At 60.7% G+C, this 15,906-nt stretch carries 16 protein-coding genes; 7 read left to right on the forward strand and 9 right to left on the reverse strand.

Annotated elements, in window-relative coordinates; translation table 11 throughout:
* Positions 1-114: 114 nt before the first annotated feature.
* Positions 115-1,365, reverse strand: coding sequence for a TAXI family TRAP transporter solute-binding subunit (locus JJB74_RS12385; RefSeq protein ID WP_234484134.1), 1,251 nt, complete (start codon positions 1,363-1,365; stop codon positions 115-117).
* Between the two features lie 166 nt (positions 1,366-1,531).
* Positions 1,532-1,963, reverse strand: a complete 432-nt coding sequence (locus JJB74_RS12390) for an HIT family protein (RefSeq protein WP_200592175.1) — start codon at positions 1,961-1,963, stop codon at positions 1,532-1,534.
* 405 nt (positions 1,964-2,368) lie between these two features.
* On the opposite strand from JJB74_RS12390, the gene JJB74_RS12395 reads away from it, so the two are divergent.
* Complete coding sequence (locus JJB74_RS12395; protein ID WP_200592176.1) at positions 2,369-2,788, forward strand: PACE efflux transporter; 420 nt, start codon at positions 2,369-2,371, stop codon at positions 2,786-2,788.
* A 175-nt stretch (positions 2,789-2,963) separates the two neighbouring features.
* Here the strand turns inward: JJB74_RS12395 and JJB74_RS12400 are convergent, their stop codons facing one another.
* Both JJB74_RS12400 and JJB74_RS12405 read right to left on the reverse strand, forming a co-directional pair.
* Complete coding sequence (locus JJB74_RS12400) at positions 2,964-5,198, reverse strand: NADP-dependent isocitrate dehydrogenase (protein ID WP_200592177.1); 2,235 nt, start codon at positions 5,196-5,198, stop codon at positions 2,964-2,966.
* Positions 5,199-6,191: 993 nt separating this feature from the next.
* Positions 6,192-6,569: a hypothetical protein gene (locus JJB74_RS12405; RefSeq protein WP_200592178.1), complete on the reverse strand. Its 378-nt coding sequence runs from the start codon at positions 6,567-6,569 to the stop codon at positions 6,192-6,194.
* Positions 6,570-6,874: 305 nt separating this feature from the next.
* Between JJB74_RS12405 and JJB74_RS12410 the strand changes: the two genes are divergently transcribed.
* A complete protein-coding gene (locus JJB74_RS12410) occupies positions 6,875-7,441 on the forward strand; it encodes a DedA family protein (protein ID WP_200592179.1) in 567 nt (188 codons plus the stop codon).
* A 91-nt stretch (positions 7,442-7,532) separates the two neighbouring features.
* Here the strand turns inward: JJB74_RS12410 and JJB74_RS12415 are convergent, their stop codons facing one another.
* From JJB74_RS12415 to sdhC, 4 genes are read right to left on the reverse strand one after another with little or no spacing between them, the layout of a single operon-like run.
* The gene (locus tag JJB74_RS12415) at positions 7,533-8,243 is read right to left on the reverse strand and encodes a succinate dehydrogenase iron-sulfur subunit (protein WP_200591181.1); all 711 of its coding nucleotides are present in this window, start codon (positions 8,241-8,243) and stop codon (positions 7,533-7,535) included.
* A 13-nt stretch (positions 8,244-8,256) separates the two neighbouring features.
* Positions 8,257-10,035 carry a succinate dehydrogenase flavoprotein subunit gene (sdhA, locus tag JJB74_RS12420; RefSeq protein WP_200592180.1) on the reverse strand — a complete coding sequence of 593 codons (1,779 nt, stop codon included), beginning with the start codon at positions 10,033-10,035 and terminating at the stop codon, positions 8,257-8,259.
* A gap of 2 nt (positions 10,036-10,037) precedes the next feature.
* Positions 10,038-10,406 carry a succinate dehydrogenase, hydrophobic membrane anchor protein gene (sdhD, locus tag JJB74_RS12425; RefSeq protein ID WP_200592181.1) on the reverse strand — a complete coding sequence of 123 codons (369 nt, stop codon included), beginning with the start codon at positions 10,404-10,406 and terminating at the stop codon, positions 10,038-10,040.
* Between the two features lies 1 nt (position 10,407).
* Complete coding sequence (gene sdhC, locus JJB74_RS12430) at positions 10,408-10,818, reverse strand: succinate dehydrogenase, cytochrome b556 subunit (RefSeq protein WP_200591178.1); 411 nt, start codon at positions 10,816-10,818, stop codon at positions 10,408-10,410.
* A 187-nt stretch (positions 10,819-11,005) separates the two neighbouring features.
* On the opposite strand from sdhC, the gene JJB74_RS12435 reads away from it, so the two are divergent.
* A complete protein-coding gene (locus JJB74_RS12435; protein WP_200592182.1) occupies positions 11,006-11,941 on the forward strand; it encodes a LysR family transcriptional regulator in 936 nt (311 codons plus the stop codon).
* A 370-nt stretch (positions 11,942-12,311) separates the two neighbouring features.
* Here the strand turns inward: JJB74_RS12435 and JJB74_RS12440 are convergent, their stop codons facing one another.
* Complete coding sequence (locus JJB74_RS12440; protein ID WP_200592183.1) at positions 12,312-12,503, reverse strand: hypothetical protein; 192 nt, start codon at positions 12,501-12,503, stop codon at positions 12,312-12,314.
* Positions 12,504-12,822: 319 nt separating this feature from the next.
* Here JJB74_RS12440 and JJB74_RS12445 point away from each other — a divergent pair, with 319 nt between their 5' ends.
* The 4 genes from JJB74_RS12445 (at position 12,823) to JJB74_RS12460 (ending at position 15,885) form a co-directional block, all read left to right on the forward strand.
* Positions 12,823-12,996: a CsbD family protein gene (locus JJB74_RS12445; protein ID WP_200592184.1), complete on the forward strand. Its 174-nt coding sequence runs from the start codon at positions 12,823-12,825 to the stop codon at positions 12,994-12,996.
* A 120-nt stretch (positions 12,997-13,116) separates the two neighbouring features.
* Entirely contained in the window at positions 13,117-14,724 is a 1,608-nt protein-coding gene (locus JJB74_RS12450) for a gamma-glutamyltransferase family protein (RefSeq protein ID WP_200592185.1), read from the forward strand.
* 13 nt (positions 14,725-14,737) lie between these two features.
* Positions 14,738-15,202, forward strand: coding sequence for a hypothetical protein (locus tag JJB74_RS12455; protein ID WP_200592186.1), 465 nt, complete (start codon positions 14,738-14,740; stop codon positions 15,200-15,202).
* A 470-nt stretch (positions 15,203-15,672) separates the two neighbouring features.
* A complete protein-coding gene (locus tag JJB74_RS12460) occupies positions 15,673-15,885 on the forward strand; it encodes a hypothetical protein (RefSeq protein ID WP_200592187.1) in 213 nt (70 codons plus the stop codon).
* The last annotated feature ends 21 nt before the right edge of the window (positions 15,886-15,906 follow it).

The following is a 15,906-nucleotide window of genomic DNA, read 5'->3' on the forward strand; positions in this document are numbered from 1 at the left end:
AGGATATTTGTTGCCGCGCAAAACCAATGTACCGCCGGGAGGTTTCAAGGCCGCACCGCTTGTCTGTCGCATGCATGCGCAAGAGCGCCCCGCAGATGTAGGCGCCATTTGTGATCAAGGCGTCGTTTCGCCCGATCCGCTGGAGGTATGGGAAAGCATGAGATTGCGCACAAAGCAGATATGGCCACGCAGGCCGTAGAACAGATCGCCGAACGCGGCCGGCACATTGATGCGCGACACCGACTCTTCAATATGATCCAGCTGCCGCAACACCTCTTCACGCGCCTTCGGATCAGACGAAGGATGGAAGGCATCGCGCTCCAGTTCGAGCAGCGCGCGGTACCAGCGGTGTATGCGCGACTCCATGCGCCAGCGATAGATGGCTGGCGCCATCTTCAATGCCGGAATCAGCACCAGGGCGAAAGGCACGACGAAAGCGATGATCCGCGCGATCAGGCTGGCCACGCCATAAGGAAAGCTGCGGTAGAGGAAGCTCTTTCCCGAGGCGTAATAGCGACTGGCATCCGGACTGATGCGGAAGGCATGCTCCTGCGGCGCCGGAAATTCGCCGCGCTTTCTGAAGAGACTGGCGCCGCCATGCAACTCTCGCGCCGCCTCGAGGAGCAGATCCGACAGCGCGGGATGCAGGTTGTCGCGTGCGACCAGCTCGACGGTCGGCCCGATCAATGTGGTGCTCTCGGCCGGGATGTTTCTGCCGAAGTCGAGCGTACCTTCGGGCAGGCTCAGCTTGTTCAGGTTATTGAAGCGCCGGACATAGGCATCAGCCTGCCGCACATTGAACAGATGAATGTCCGGCGCGCGCAGCAGCGTGCGCATCATGTCGCCGGAGGTCGATTCACCCATGACGAAGATCGCGTCGACGCGGTTTTCCTGCAGCGCACGCAATTCGTCGCCATCGGCAACCTTGACGAAGCGTGTGCCATCGTCCTCGATGCCATTGGCTTTCAGCAGTGCGAGCGCCAGCGCATGCGCGCCGCTGCCCTCCTCGCCGATGTCCAGGCGCAGCCCGCGGAAATCGGCGATCAACTCCCTGGTCGCACCACGGTAGAAGATCATCAGCGGCTGGTAATTGATGCTGCCCAGCGACATCAGCTTGCCAGTAGCGGACTTGGACACATCCTGCTTGCCCGCCTCGCCGCTGAGCACGAAGCCGACATCGACGCGGACATTCGGATCGGACAGCTTGAGCAGGTTATCGCTCGAACCTTCAGATGGAAGGATGTCGACGGCAACGCCTTCCCGCGCCAGGATCTGCCGGTAGCGCTCGGCATAGCGCGCGAATGAACTGCCCTTGGGCCCGCTGGTGATGACGATGTGGTTCGGTGCGCCGAAGTTGGTGAGCATGACGACAGTCGTGCCCAAGCCCAACGCGATGGCAATGATGATGGCGACGGAGACAACCTGTCCCCGTCCAAAAAGGCGGTTCAGTCTTGCGAGCATGCTGGTGTGACGAATGGCGAAAGGCGAAAGGCGGTATGCGGCGCAGTCGGGATGCGCGGTGGCTTTTCGATCAGCCGATGTCCCTGGGCAGCGCGGCGATGATCCGGTCGGCGATTTCGCGCAGCTGAGCCGGATCCGCCTGTACCGCAGCATGCGGCTTCAACGCATCGCCCTCGCGCCGCGGTATGACGTGGAAATGCACATGCGGCACCGTTTGCCCCGCCGCGCGGCCATTGAACTGGGCGATCAGGACGCCCGGCGGATTCAGAGCCGCCTTCACTGCACGAGCCACGCGGTGCGTGGTGCGCATGCAGGCCGCGGCGCCCTCGACCGACAGCTCGAAGATTTCGACTGCCGGCTCCTTCGGCATGATCAGCACATGGCCTTCGGCCTGCGGCATGATGTCCATGATCGCGACGGTCAGGTCGTCTTCATACACGCGGATCGAAGGAAGCTCACCGCGCAGGATGCGGGCGAAGGGATTTTGCGGATCGTAGCTCATGGTGTTCCCGGGGCAAAGGCGACAGCGAGATGCGGACCAGTCGGCTTCCGCGTTGCTCGGTGCGAAAGGTCCGCCCGGTCCGGACGGTTCGCCATTTTAGAGCGATTTCGCAGTTCGACAGCCTCTGCATGCAACATGCATGGTCGCTACGCACCGTCCAGCCGGCAGAGCGATACGCCTTCAGTGGGAAATTCTTGCGGCGGCCGGAGCTAATTCCGGCCCTTGGCTAATCGGTAACCAAATCCACACGTGCCATTTCTAGCGCCTCTAGCCGGCGCGCCGCGATGCGCATCATGCCGCGCTGAACTGACAAATTGCTGAACCGTCAGGCGCCGGCATCCCGACCATGGCGCACCCGGGTGGAGGCAAACGCCTATAATGCCGACCGCCAACGAAGGAGGAGTCATGCAGGGTTTCAAGCGTCGCGCGCTTTATGTCATTGTTTTTGAAGCGATTGCCATCTCGATATGCACTGTCTGTTTTGCGCTGTTGTCCAGCAAAAGCCTGGGCCATGCCGGCGCGCTGTCGGTGGCGACCTCGGCGATCGCCGTGCTGTGGAACCTCGCCTTTACCACCATGTTCGAAGCCTGGGAAGCGCGCCAGACCACGCGCGGCAGAAGCATCAGGCGCCGCATGGCGCATGCGACCGGCTTCGAAGCGGGCCTGCTGATCCTGCTGGTGCCGCTGTCGGCCTGGTGGCTGGAGATCGATTTCGCGCGCGCGCTGGCGATGAACATCGGCTTGTCCGGCCTGTTTCTGGTCTATACCTTCGTCTTCAACTGGAGCTTCGACCGTATCTTCGGGTTGCCGGCCTCGGCGCGTTGAGGCATTCGTGTCAGGCCCCAAGCCGGAGCAAATACTCTGCCTAAAAAGGCGCCCTGCCTGGCTGGAAGAAGATGTCGGCAACGGCAGTGGACCATTCACGCTGTGCATCGTGGCGCAGACATGAAAAAAGCCGGCATCCCGAAGGAATGCCGGCCCGTGCATCTCTGCAAGCGCTTCAGGCAGCCAGGCCTTGCAGCGCCGCGTTGAAGGTCGCGCTAGGCCGCATCACTGCGCTAACCTTCGCTTCTTCCGGCTTGTAGTAGCCGCCGATGTCGGCCGGCTTGCCCTGCACTTCCAGCAACTCGGCAACGATCTTCTGTTCGTTCTCGGCCAGCGCCTTGGCCAGCGGCGCGAAGCGCTTGGCCAGCTCAGCGTCCTGCTGCTGCGCGGCCAGTTCCTGCGCCCAGTACATCGTCAGATAGAACTGGCTGCCGCGATTGTCGAGCTCACCGGTCTTCGGCGACGGCGACTTGCGGTTATCCAGCAGCTTGCCGGTAGCCGTATCCAGGGTCTTGGCCAGGAGCTTCGCACGCTCGTTGCCGGTCTTGATGCCCAGCTCTTCCAGGCTCACCGCCAGCGCCAGGAACTCGCCCAGCGAATCCCAGCGCAGGTGGTTTTCCTCGACCAGCTGCTGCACATGCTTCGGCGCCGAGCCGCCCGCGCCGGTTTCGTACATGCCGCCGCCGGCCATCAGGGGCACGATGGACAGCATCTTCGCGCTGGTGCCCAGTTCCATGATCGGGAACAGGTCGGTAAGGTAGTCGCGCAGGATATTGCCGGTGACCGAGATCGTGTCCAGGCCGCGCATCACGCGCTCGAGCGTGTAACGCATCGCGCGCACCTGCGACATGATCTGGATGTCCAGGCCGGTGGTGTCGTGATCCTTCAGGTAGGTCCTGACTTTCTTGATCAGCTCGTTTTCATGCGGACGGTACGGGTCCAGCCAGAACACGGCCGGCATGCCCGAATTGCGGCAGCGGGTGACGGCGAGCTTGACCCAGTCGCGGATCGGCGCGTCCTTGACCTGGCACATGCGCCAGAGGTCGCCCTTCTCGACGTTCTGCGACAGCAGCACTTCGCCGGTCGCGATGTCGGTGATGTTGGCTACGCCGTCTTCGGGAATCTCGAAGGTCTTGTCATGCGAGCCGTATTCCTCGGCCTGCTGCGCCATCAGGCCGACGTTGGGCACGGTGCCCATCGTGCGCGGGTCGAAGTTGCCGTGCCATTTGCAGAAGTTGATCATCTCCTGGTAGATGCGCGCAAAGGTGCTCTCAGGGATCACGGCCTTGACTTCCTTCAGGCGGCCGTCGGCGCCGTACATCTTGCCGCCGGCGCGGATCATCGCCGGCATCGACGCGTCGACGATCACGTCGCTGGGCGAATGGAAGTTGGTGATGCCCTTGGCCGAATCAACCATTGCCAGTTCCGGGCGATGCTCGTGGCAGGCGTGGATGTCGCGCGTGATTACCTCGCGCTGCGAATCCGGCAGCGTGGCGATCTTGTTGTAGAGATCGACCATGCCATTGTTCAGGTTCACGCCCAGGCTCTCCAGCACCGCGGCATGCTTTTCCAGCGCTTCACGATAGAAGATGCGCACGCAGTGACCGAAGACGATCGGATGCGACACCTTCATCATCGTTGCCTTCACATGCAGGGAGAACATCACGCCGGACTTGCGCGCGTCTTCGATCTGGCGCTCATAGAAGTCGCACAGCGCCTTGACGCTCATGAACATCGAATCGATGATCTCGCCTTCCTGCAGCGCGACCTTGGGTTTCAGCACCACGGTCTTGCCGCTCTTGGTGACGAGCTCCATCTTCACGTCGCGCGCGCGGTCCAGCGTCATCGACTTCTCGCCATGGTAGAAGTCGCCGGCATGCATGTGCGACACATGGGTGCGCGAGGCCTGCGACCATTCACCCATCGAGTGCGGGTTCTTGCGCGCATATTCCTTCACGGCGCGCGGGGCGCGGCGGTCCGAGTTGCCTTCGCGCAGGACCGGGTTCACTGCAGAGCCGATGCACTTGCCGTAGCGAGCCTTGATCGTCTTTTCTTCTTCGGTCTTCGGATCGGCCGGATAGTCGGGAATCTTGTAGCCCTTGCCCTGCAATTCCTTGATCGCCGCCAGCAGCTGCGGCATCGAGGCGCTGATATTGGGCAGCTTGATGATGTTCGCGTCCGGCTCGAGGGTTTTCTTGCCGAGTTCGGCAAGAGCGTCGGGCACGCGCTGCTCAGGCGTCAGGTACTCGGCGAAGTTCGCCAGGATGCGCGCGGCGACCGAGATGTCGCTCTGCTCGACGTGAACGCCCGCGGTGCTGGCGAAGCTGCTCACGACGGGCAGGAAGGCATAGGTCGCCAGCAGAGGCGCCTCGTCGGTAAGCGTGTAGATGATGGTCGGATCGCTGCTCATTCGCTATTTCCTCGGTTCTGGCGAAGCCTCTTGGGGTTCGCATCACAAAAAACGGCCGGTTGGGGCCTGCGCAAAACGCCTGGCTCTTTAACGTCCCGGCCTGATGGCCAAGCGTGGTGTATGGATCGTCGTAGACGCGGGCAGCGCCATGCGGAATCGGCTGCAATCTGTCCACGACTGCGGCGCCCGGTGTTGCCACGTCACCATGTCTTATATAAGACATAAGAGAGACACCGTATTATGCACGAGCTTTTCACGATGTGCCACATCAAGTGCTGCCTCTGCGACTTTCCTTCGCGTCAACCCCCCATTGATCTTCCTTCCTGAACTGTTCAGGTCAGTCGTCAATTGCTTCGATGCTTCGATGCTTCGATGCTTCGATGCTTCGATGCTTCGATGCTTCGAATCGCACCGGAGGAGTTGCAGCAGGCGGTGCGCGGGCGCCCCGGTTCGAGGCTGTGTGCAATTCCCGATCCCGCTGCGGCGACACTCTTTCCTGCGCTTGCGCATCGAGGCGCGCGCCACTTGCCTTCGACGATGGCAAGCAGGGACAAGTTCTTCGCAGGCCAGTCGTGGTTGCCGACACGGAGATTAAAGGACAGCCGGCGCAGAAAATTGCGGCTGCCGGTCGCATAGCTCGTGCAGCGCATGGAGGTATGGAGATTACGGGACGCGATGGTGTTCGTGCATGCGGCTGGAGACCGCGCTGAACAGTTGGTAGCAGTCCGCCTCTGACGATCGCTTGATGAATCGATCCAGATGAAGAACACAGTCGTGACACTCGACGAGGCAGCGTGTCGTCAAGGTGGTAACGAACCTGATCGGTGCCAAACGACATCGCTGCGCAGCGCGCCTTGCAAGCGAGCTATCTGGCTCTGTTGCGAACACGAGAATGCCCTGTCACGCCATATTTCGCTCATGCGTATACGTGAACGGCGACCATCCATGGGTCGCCATGGATGGTCGCCGCGCCCGAGCGGCGTCGCTCGTCGCTTACTGCATGCTTCCACCCAGCATCAATGCACGCTGATGCGAGATTGCGTAGGCCGAGCGCGCCTCGTCCATTTCCTTCCGGTATGTGCCTCGTGCAGTGTCGGCGCATGCGCCTTGCGGCGGGTTTGCCGGTGCGCCGCAGCGTTTCAACGCCAGCGCATAGCGATGCTCGGCATTTTCCGTACGGGTACGCAGCGCGATTTCAGCACGATCCTCCGCAGCTTCTTCGCGCGGAGGCATGGCCTGCAGCGCAGTTCCGGCATCGGTGATCGTCGTCTTCTGACTCACGTGCGCCACCGGGGTGGCGCCGACCTGAAAGGATGCGGTGAACAGCACGGCGGATGCAAATAGAAGGGACGCGATGCGATGGATACTCATGGAAACTCCGATAGCGGGGAACGCAAATTGAACCATGCCACGGCAATCTTGAAAACCTTGTGCGTATGCAATCCTGGTTGCAAGGAACCAAGCACGACAGGTATTAGTCATACGGAGTCGAAACATGAAGCAACATACGTCACGGCATGAGCCTTCCCTTAAGGCAATCCGTTTCGCAATCCAGGCGCGCCACACCGACTTTCAAGAAGCGTGAAGTGTCGCCACCCGAACTCCCGATGCCTGCAACTGCCGGAAAATTATTCCAGCAGGCATTCCCCGGATCATCTCTCAGCGTGGAAATGTGCATGGATATACCAAGCCTGCTTCAGCATTACGGATACTTCGCAGTCGCCCTCGGCGCCTTTCTTGAAGGGGAAGCGATTCTTCTCGTCGCCGGCGCCGCTGCATGGAGCGGTTATCTGGTATTGCCGAACGTGGTTCTGGTTGGCGCAGTCGCAAGCTTCTTCGGCAATCAGCTTTACTTCGCATTGGGACGGCGCTACGGACCGGCGCTGCTGCAACGGCGCCCAGCACTGGAGGTGCGGACCCGTCGCGTCAACGCGCTGCTCGAGCGCTATCACCTGCCGCTGATTCTGGCGTTGCAATTCCTGTATGGCTTGCGCATTGCCGGCGCATTGGCGGTTGGCATGAGCAATGTGCCATGGTTGCGCTTCCTGATCCTCAACCTGATCGGCGCATTCGGCTGGGCGCTGTGCGTCACTGCCAGCGGCTATGGATTTGGCCGCGGCCTGGCTTATCTGCAGCAACACATTGACGCCGATGTCGCCTGGCGTGTGCTCGTATTGCTGATGGTGGCCGTGCTGGCATGGATTTTCCTGCGTCGCAAAGGCGAAAAGGCTAACGCCCGTTAAAGCGCGTGAGCATGGAAGGCAAAGGGGCCGGGATGCAATGCACACCCGGCCCCTCTTGTTTCGAACCGGCATTCCTGCCGGGAAAGCGCGTTTACACCGCGCGACGGACCAGAAGCTCCTTGATCCGGCCAATGGCTGCGTTCGGGCTCAGGCCCTTCGGGCACACGTCCACGCAGTTCATGATCGAATGGCAGCGAAACAGCCGGTATGGGTCTTCCAGGTTGTCCAGGCGCTCGTTGGTCGCTTCGTCGCGGCTGTCCGCAATGAAGCGGTACGCCTGCAGCAGACCGGCCGGGCCGACGAACTTGTCCGGGTTCCACCAGAACGACGGGCACGACGTCGAGCAGCACGCGCACAGGATGCATTCGTACAGGCCGTCGAGCTCCTCGCGCTCGGCCGGGTACTGGATGCGCTCCTTCTCCGGCGGGATCGAATTGTTCACCAGGTACGGCTTGATCGAGTGGTACTGCTTGAAGAAGTTCGTCATGTCCACGATCAGGTCGCGGATCACCGGCAGCCCCGGCAGCGGCCGCAGCACGATCGGCTGGCTCAGCTCGTTCAGGTTCGTGGTGCAGGCCAGACCGTTCTTGCCGTTGATGTTCATCGCGTCCGAGCCGCACACGCCTTCACGGCAGGAGCGGCGCAGCGCCAGCGAATCGTCCACGTCGGCCTTGATGCGCTGCAGCGCGTCCAGCAGCATCTTGTCGGTGTCCTTGAGCTCCACCGTGTAGTCCTGCATGTACGGCTTGGCGTCCTTGTCCGGGTCGTAGCGGTATATCTTGAATTTCAGAGTGCGTGCCATTTTGCGGGGTCTCTCAGAATGTGCGGGCCTTGGGCTTGAACGTCTCCACCGTCAGCGGCTTCTGGTTCACCGGCTTGTATTCCAGCCGGTTGCCTTCGGAAAAGAACAGCGTGTGCTTCATCCAGTTCTCGTCGTCGCGCTTTTCATAGTCGCGATGCGCATGCGCGCCGCGCGATTCCTTGCGCGCCGCCGCCGAGATGATCGTTGCCTTGGCCGTTTCGATCAGGTTGTCCAGCTCCAGCGCTTCCACCCGCGCCGTGTTGAACACTTTCGACTTGTCCTTGAACGACACGTGCTTGCGTCGCTCGTCCAGTTCCATGATGGCTTTCACGCCCTGCTGCAGCAGCTCGTCGGTGCGGAACACGCCGCAGAAGTGCTGCATCGAGCCGCGGATCGCGTTGGCCACGTCCTGCACCCGCTCGCCGCCAGTGGACGTCTCGAGATGGTTCAGGCGATGCAGCGCCAGGTCGGCCGCGTCCGCCGGCAGCGGCTTGTGCAGCTGCTTCTTCAGGTCGCTGTGCACGATGTGGTTGCCCGCGGCCCGGCCGAACACCAGCAGGTCCAGCAGCGAGTTCGTGCCCAGGCGGTTCGCGCCGTGCACCGACACGCAGGCGCATTCGCCCACCGCGTACAGGCCGTTGACGACTTCGTTCGGATTGCCGTTCTTCGGCGCGACCACCTGGCCATAGATGTTGGTGGAGATGCCGCCCATCTGGTAGTGGATCGTCGGCACCACTGGGATCGGTTCCTTGGTCGCATCGACGTTGGCGAACTTGTGGCCGATCTCGAGGATCGACGGCAGGCGCTTGCGGATGGTGTCCGCGCCGATGTGGCGCAGGTCCAAGAGCACATGGTCCTTGTTCGGACCGCAGCCGCGGCCTTCCTTGATTTCCTGGTCCATCGAGCGCGATACGAAGTCGCGCGGCGCCAGGTCCTTCAGCGTCGGCGCATAGCGCTCCATGAAGCGCTCGCCCTGGCTGTTGATCAGGATGCCGCCTTCGCCGCGCACGCCTTCGGTGATCAGCACGCCCGCGCCGGCCACGCCGGTCGGGTGGAACTGCCAGAACTCCATGTCCTGCAGGCCGAGCCCGGCGCGCGCGGCCATGCCCATACCGTCGCCGGTGTTGATGAAGGCATTGGTCGATGCGGCCCAGATGCGCCCCGCGCCGCCGGTGGCAAACACGGTGGTCTTGGCTTCGAGGATCATCACTTCGCCGGTTTCCATCTCCAGCGCCACCACGCCGAGCACGTCGCCGTCCTGGTCGCGGATCAGGTCGATGGCCATCCACTCGACGAAGAAATGGGTCTTGGCGCGCACATTGCGCTGGTACAGCGTGTGCAGCATCGCGTGGCCGGTGCGGTCGGCCGCGGCGCAGGCGCGCTGCACCGGCTTCTCGCCGAAGTTGGCGGTATGGCCGCCGAACGGGCGCTGGTAGATGGTGCCGTCCGGGTTGCGGTCGAAGGGCATGCCGAAGTGCTCGAGCTCGTAGACGACCTTCGGCGCTTCGCGGCACATGAATTCGATGGCGTCCTGGTCGCCGAGGTAGTCGCCGCCCTTGACGGTGTCGAACATATGCCAGTACCAGTTGTCCTCGCTCATGTTGCCCAGCGAGGCGCCCACGCCGCCCTGCGCGGCCACGGTGTGCGAGCGCGTCGGGAATACCTTGGACAGCACCGCGACGTTCAGGCCGGCCTCGGCCAGTTGCAGCGACGCGCGCATGCCGGAGCCGCCGGCGCCGACGATGATGACGTCGAAGCGGCGCGAAGGAAGGGAAGATTGGATTGCAGCCACGTTCAGATTCTCCACAGGATCTGCGCGGCATAGCCGGCGCAGCCGATCAGCCACGCAATCGTGGCCACTTGCAACAACAGCCGAAGCACCACCGGCTTCACATAGTCCATCCACACGTCGCGCATGCCGACCCAGACGTGATAGGCGAGCGCCACGAAGGTGACGAAGGTGGCGATCTTGAACCACTCGTGGGCGAACAGGCCGGCCCAGCCTTCATAGCTGAAGTTGCGTCCGCCCAGGAACACCGCCAGCAGGATGATGGTGTACACGCCCATGATGATGGCCGTGGCGCGCTGGGCGAGCCAGTCGCGAAAGCCGTAGTGGGCGCCGACGACGAGGCGCTTGGCGCCGATGTTCTTGCTGATTGCCATGTCAGAACGCTCCAAACAGTTTCAGGGCCACCACCAGGGTCAGCACCAGGCTGACGGCCAGCACGCTGAAGGCGGAATGGCGCGAGCCATCCTTGGACAGGAACATGTGCACGTCCATGAACAGGTGGCGGATACCGGCCAGGAAGTGATGCAGGTAGGCCCAGGACAGCGCCAGGATGATGAGCTTGGTGATCGGGTGAGCGACGATGCCGTGCAGCGTGGCGAAGGTGGATTCCGAGGTCAGGCTCTGCTCGAGCAGGTACAGCACAAAGGGCAGCAGCAGGAACATCAGCACGCCGCTGATGCGGTGCAGGATCGATACCCACGCCGCCAGCGGCATGCGGTACTTCATGATCTGCGTGACGTGAATGTTGCTGAACTGGGGCCGGCTTTTCTTTGCCGCTTCTGACATGGGCTTCCTCACTTCGATGGATAAGGGCTGAACCGGAGTGCCGCGTCGACGAGCTGTGCTTGCAGCGGGGGTTCTTTAGAGACTGCGTATTGTCCTACGATGCCGTTATACTGTCCAATATCTTGAAACTCTGCCTGAAAGAGCTTTAACAGATAACGCAGCGAATTACGCAAACCGGGAACACCACATGGAACTTCGCCACTTTCGCTATTTTCTGGCGGTCGCGCAGGAAGGCAATGTCACCCGCGCTGCGGAAAAACTGGGCATTGGGCAGCCGCCGCTGAGTCAGCAGATTCTTGCGCTGGAGCGGGAAATGGGCGTGCAGCTGTTTCGTCGCACCGGCCACGGCGTCACGCTCACTGAGTCCGGCCAGGCGCTGTTTGCCGACGCCAAACGCCTGCTCGACGATGCCGACAATGCCGTGCTGAATGCGCAGCGCGCTGGCCGCGGCGAGACCGGTCATATCCATCTCGGCTTTACCGCGTCTTCGGCATTCAACCCGGCGGTGCCGGCGTTGATACGCGCATTCCGCAATGCCTATCCCGGCGTTGGTTTGAGTCTCGTAGAGGGAAATACCGCACAGCTGCTGAATTTTCTCGAGGAAGGCAGGCTCGATTTGGCTTTCCTGCGTCCGGGATTGCATGCCTTCAACGGGATTTCGCTGTACCGGATTTCAGATGAACGCATGAAGATCGTCCTGCCGCTGAAACATGCGCTGGCAAAAAGAAAAAGCGTGGCCTTGTCCGCGCTTGCCAATGAATCTTTCGTACTGATTCCGCGCGCGGCCAGTCCAACGCTGCATGATGAAATTGTCAGCGCCTGCAGGGCGGCGGGGTTCGAACCGAAGCTGGGCCAGCAGGCGCCGCAGCTTTCCTCCGTGGTCAGTCTGGTGTCCGCCGAGTTCGGCATTTCGATTGTCCCCGCCTCGGTAAGCCAGATTCGGGCCGAGGGCGTCGTCTATGTCGACATATCGGGCGCGAGCGTGCGCACTCGTCTGGCATTGGCTGCGCGCGAAAACGATGATTCGGCAAAAACTGCCAATTTTTTCAATATGGCAAAGCAGATGCGAGTCGAGCGCAGTGATACATCGATTGAGGAAAACGAGGATAAAACGCCGGAATGAATCGTTGCTTTTTCATGCCAGGAATTGATGAATTAATGCAAACTTAATCCCGGCAACTTTCAGCAGAAGACCGATCATGCTGAGCATAAAATGCATTTCCTGCACAGTAACTTTATTTCCAAACACGAAAAGAAGAATAATAAAAGGCAGGAGAATACAGAAAATGGGAATATTGCCGCGCAGGCTGAGTCGCCAAAATTATCCTGCTTGCATGAACGCACAGAATGCATTTCATGCATTCCGAATGGGAAAGATAAAATTTACCGAACGCAAGGGCAGCGCCTGGTTCGGTATTTCAGTCAGGAAATATAGTGTGGGAATGCCGTTACATTGCATCAGCAACGGCACAGAGTAGGGGCGAAATCCGCCCTCAATGTAGTCGCTCAGGGCGCCTTGCTTGGGGAACCGGCTCGTCGTTCCACAACAGAAGCGGCGTACCGTCAAGGTCGCAGCCGTCTTTCAGAAAGGCATTCAGGATGTCTTCGTCGCTGAGATGTGCATTGAACAATTCATCCGCGTCATCGATGATTTGCAAATTTTCCGTTCTTGCGATGCTTGCCATTTCGCTTAATCCCATTACTGTTGTGCCCGATTGAGCAGCGGATGAATTATACCCACGGGAAAACTGGCGCGAAAAGCAAAAGCGCATTAATGGTTGAGATATTTAGTCAATTGCTGCATTTTTGCATACGCTGATTAACAATTCGCTTTCCAAACAGAAATTAAGTGATTTCCTCAAGGAATGTATTTCCCCTATTAAATGGGCGCGTTGCATTGAAATATGCGCTTTGTCCTACACTGCAATCCGGTTTCGTCCGATGCACGCATTGTCGAGTTGGCTCTAGTCTTGATTCCGCCACTTAACCATTTCGGAGGCCATCATGAACAAAGATCAGATCAAGGGCGTAGCCAAGGATATCGCTGGCAAGGCGCAGGAAACCGCTGGCCAGGTGACTGGTAGCAACAAGCAGCAGGCGAAGGGCGTCGCAAAGCAGGCCGAGGGCAAGGTGCAGAAGGCTGCAGGTGATGTGAAGGATGCCGTGAAGAATCGTTGATCCGATACGGCGCAAGAAAGGCGGACTCGATGTCCGCCTTTTTTATTGCGGTGCTATCGTTTGCGCTTTCCCGCGCAGTGCCGCCAAGGCGCATGCACCCTTCTCCCCGGCGAAACGTTCATGAAATTCTTCGACGCCCAATCCTATCCCTACCCTTCCCGTCGTAACGCGGTCTATGCCCGCCGTGGCATGGTCGCGACGTCGCAACCGCTGGCGGCGCAAGCCGGGCTGCAGATATTGCAGGCCGGTGGCAATGCGATTGACGCCGCCATTGCTGCCGCCGCCGCGCTGACTGTGGTGGAGCCGACGGCCAACGGTATCGGCGGCGATGCGTTCGCGCTGGTTTGGCACGGCGGCAAGCTGCACGGATTGAACGCCAGCGGCCCGGCGCCGCGCGCGGCCAGCATCGACGCCTATCGCAAGCTGGGATGCGACGCCATTCCACTGTACGGACCGCTCTCTGTCACGGTTCCCGGCACGCCGGCAGCCTGGGCGGCGCTGGCCAGGCGCTTCGGCAAGCTCCCACTGACGAAGACGCTGCATGCCGCCATCGACTATGCGCGCGAAGGCTTTCCGGTATCCCCCTCGATTGCCTACGCTTGGCAGACGGCGACCAAACTGTTCCGAGGTGCGTTCAAGGGCGAGCATTTCCAGCACTGGTTCGACACCTTCGCGCCGCAACGTGCGCCGCGCGCCGGGGAGATCTGGCGTTCGCACACCCATGCGGCCACCCTCGAAGCGATCGCGCAGACCGATGCCGAAAGCTTCTACCGCGGCGATCTCGCTGAGCGTATCGCCGCCTTCCTGCAGCAAAGCGGCGGCCACATGACGGCGCAGGACCTCGCCGACTACGCGGTGCAATGGGTCGATCCGATCAGCGTGGACTACCGTGGCTACCGTGTCTGGGAAATTCCACCGAACGGCCAGGGCCTGGTTGCGCTCATCGCGTTGAACATCCTCAAGGGTTTCGACGTCAGCGACCGCGATACCGTGCGCACCCTGCACCGACAGATCGAGGCGATGAAACTGGCATTTGCCGACGGACTGGCGCATATCGCTGATCCGGCGCACATGCGCATGTCGGTGGAAGACCTGCTGTCCGATGCGTATGCCGACGAGCGACGCGCATTGATCGGCGAAGAGGCGCTACTGCCTTTGCCCGGTGTTCCAGCGCGCGGCGGCACCGTGTACCTGTGCACCGCGGACAGCGAGGGCAACATGGTGTCCTACATACAGAGCAACTACCTTGGCTTTGGCTCGGGCATGGTCGTGCCGGGCACTGGCATCGCGCTGCACAACCGCGGCAACAATTTCTCGCTCGACCCTGCGCATGCTAACCATATCGCCCCCGGCAAGCGGCCTTATCACACCATCATTCCGGGCTTTCTGACCTGGGATGACAGGCCAATCGGGCCCTTCGGCGTGATGGGTGCCTTCATGCAGCCGCAGGGCCATGTGCAGATGATGATGAACAGCATCGACTTCGGGCTCAATGCGCAGGCATCGCTGGATGCGCCGCGCTGGGAATGGGAGAAGGGCTTGCGCGTGAACATCGAAAGCACCACGCCCGAGCACCTGTATCGCGGCCTTGCCGACATCGGCCACGATGTGTTCTGGTCCAACAACCGCATCGGCTTTGGCCGCGGGCAGATCATCTGGCGCAATGAGGAGGGCGTGCTCTGCGGCGGCACCGAACCACGTACCGACGGCGCCGTCGCAGCCTGGTAGGGAGCATCGCCGCATGGAATGGATCAATGGCATTGTGCGCGCCGGCTATGGCGTAGCCAGCGGCAGCGGCGCGGATCGCCGCTATCCCGCCGGGACAATACGCATGCAACAGCCGTTCTTTCTCGAGCGCGGCATCGATCTGTCGCCCTACTTTCCCGGAACGCTGAACATCGATGTGGCGCCGAAAGCGCCAGTGCCGCGTCGTCCCATTTTTGACGGCTTGCTCCGCTGGTACGCCGACATTGAGGAACGTTTCCTGCTGTCGGAAACCGAGATCGAGGCGTCCGGGAAAAGATATGCCGGGCTCTGGTACTACCCGCATCCGCAGACCAAGCCGGCGCATGTGCAGGCCGATACCGTAGTGGAGCTGCTCATGCCATGGATCCCGAATCTGCACGCCGGCGATGCGGTCCGGGTCGGATTAGCGCAGGGTGTGCCTGAAAAGGTGGCAAAACTTGTTCACAAATTCCGTGAATAAGTCTGTTGATAGCGGCTTGGCATCCGTGCCAGGGCGTTGATTCCAAACAAAAAATGCTGGCGCGTTAAAAATGCGTCAGCGCTGCCTGTGCACAGCCCTGTCCAGCGATCGTTCCACAGGAATTGCGCACGTGAAATACACAGTGTTTCCACAAGCTTGTCGAATGAACTCGACGGTACGGGACGCTGTCCACACTGCAAGTCCCTGGGCACGCGAGATGCTTTGTAGCGCGGGTGCATTACTTCTGTTCTCCGGCAGCAAGGCAAGGCAAATGATGTCGCGTCAGTCGCCGGTAAGGCACAACCGCGATGATTTTCGCGGTGCGTATTCCGGCATACCGACATGGCGATGCAAGTTGCGAGCATGAGATGGACACGCGCTGTGTACTTGGTCCCGTCGTCGCATGGCGGCGAAGTCAAGCGAAGCACCCCAGCAAACGGGGCCAATAATCGAACTCGAGAGGAAAGCCAATGAAGTCCCATCTGTCCACGATCCACGACATCCTGCTGCTGCACGCCGTGGTCGTGACCATCATCATGAGTGGCATCCTGCACCTGTGGACGATCAGCGGCACGAGCGACCAGGCGCTCTCGTATCTGAAACAGGTGGGATGCACTTACGAAATCATTAACACCGCGGCTTCAGCCGTGTCCAAGATTAATCGGGAATGCCTGTCGCGTTAGATTCTCTTGCACAAGATCGTC

It is taken from the genome of Noviherbaspirillum pedocola, from assembly GCF_016632335.1.
Classification (GTDB): domain Bacteria; phylum Pseudomonadota; class Gammaproteobacteria; order Burkholderiales; family Burkholderiaceae_D; genus Noviherbaspirillum_A; species Noviherbaspirillum_A pedocola.

Coding starts and splice junctions, on each gene's coding strand:
- sdhD (WP_200592181.1), bottom strand. CDS start 10,406: ATGGCAATCAGCAAGAACATCGGCGCCAAGCGCCTCGTCGTCGGCGCC.
- JJB74_RS12410 (WP_200592179.1), top strand. CDS start 6,875: ATGGATATACCAAGCCTGCTTCAGCATTACGGATACTTCGCAGTCGCC.
- JJB74_RS12395 (WP_200592176.1), top strand. CDS start 2,369: ATGCAGGGTTTCAAGCGTCGCGCGCTTTATGTCATTGTTTTTGAAGCG.
- JJB74_RS12450 (WP_200592185.1), top strand. CDS start 13,117: ATGAAATTCTTCGACGCCCAATCCTATCCCTACCCTTCCCGTCGTAAC.
- JJB74_RS12440 (WP_200592183.1), bottom strand. CDS start 12,503: ATGGCAAGCATCGCAAGAACGGAAAATTTGCAAATCATCGATGACGCG.
- JJB74_RS12405 (WP_200592178.1), bottom strand. CDS start 6,569: ATGAGTATCCATCGCATCGCGTCCCTTCTATTTGCATCCGCCGTGCTG.
- JJB74_RS12445 (WP_200592184.1), top strand. CDS start 12,823: ATGAACAAAGATCAGATCAAGGGCGTAGCCAAGGATATCGCTGGCAAG.
- JJB74_RS12460 (WP_200592187.1), top strand. CDS start 15,673: ATGAAGTCCCATCTGTCCACGATCCACGACATCCTGCTGCTGCACGCC.
- JJB74_RS12415 (WP_200591181.1), bottom strand. CDS start 8,243: ATGGCACGCACTCTGAAATTCAAGATATACCGCTACGACCCGGACAAG.
- JJB74_RS12400 (WP_200592177.1), bottom strand. CDS start 5,198: ATGAGCAGCGATCCGACCATCATCTACACGCTTACCGACGAGGCGCCT.
- JJB74_RS12435 (WP_200592182.1), top strand. CDS start 11,006: ATGGAACTTCGCCACTTTCGCTATTTTCTGGCGGTCGCGCAGGAAGGC.
- JJB74_RS12385 (WP_234484134.1), bottom strand. CDS start 1,365: ATGCTCACCAACTTCGGCGCACCGAACCACATCGTCATCACCAGCGGG.
- sdhC (WP_200591178.1), bottom strand. CDS start 10,818: ATGTCAGAAGCGGCAAAGAAAAGCCGGCCCCAGTTCAGCAACATTCAC.
- JJB74_RS12390 (WP_200592175.1), bottom strand. CDS start 1,963: ATGAGCTACGATCCGCAAAATCCCTTCGCCCGCATCCTGCGCGGTGAG.
- JJB74_RS12455 (WP_200592186.1), top strand. CDS start 14,738: ATGGAATGGATCAATGGCATTGTGCGCGCCGGCTATGGCGTAGCCAGC.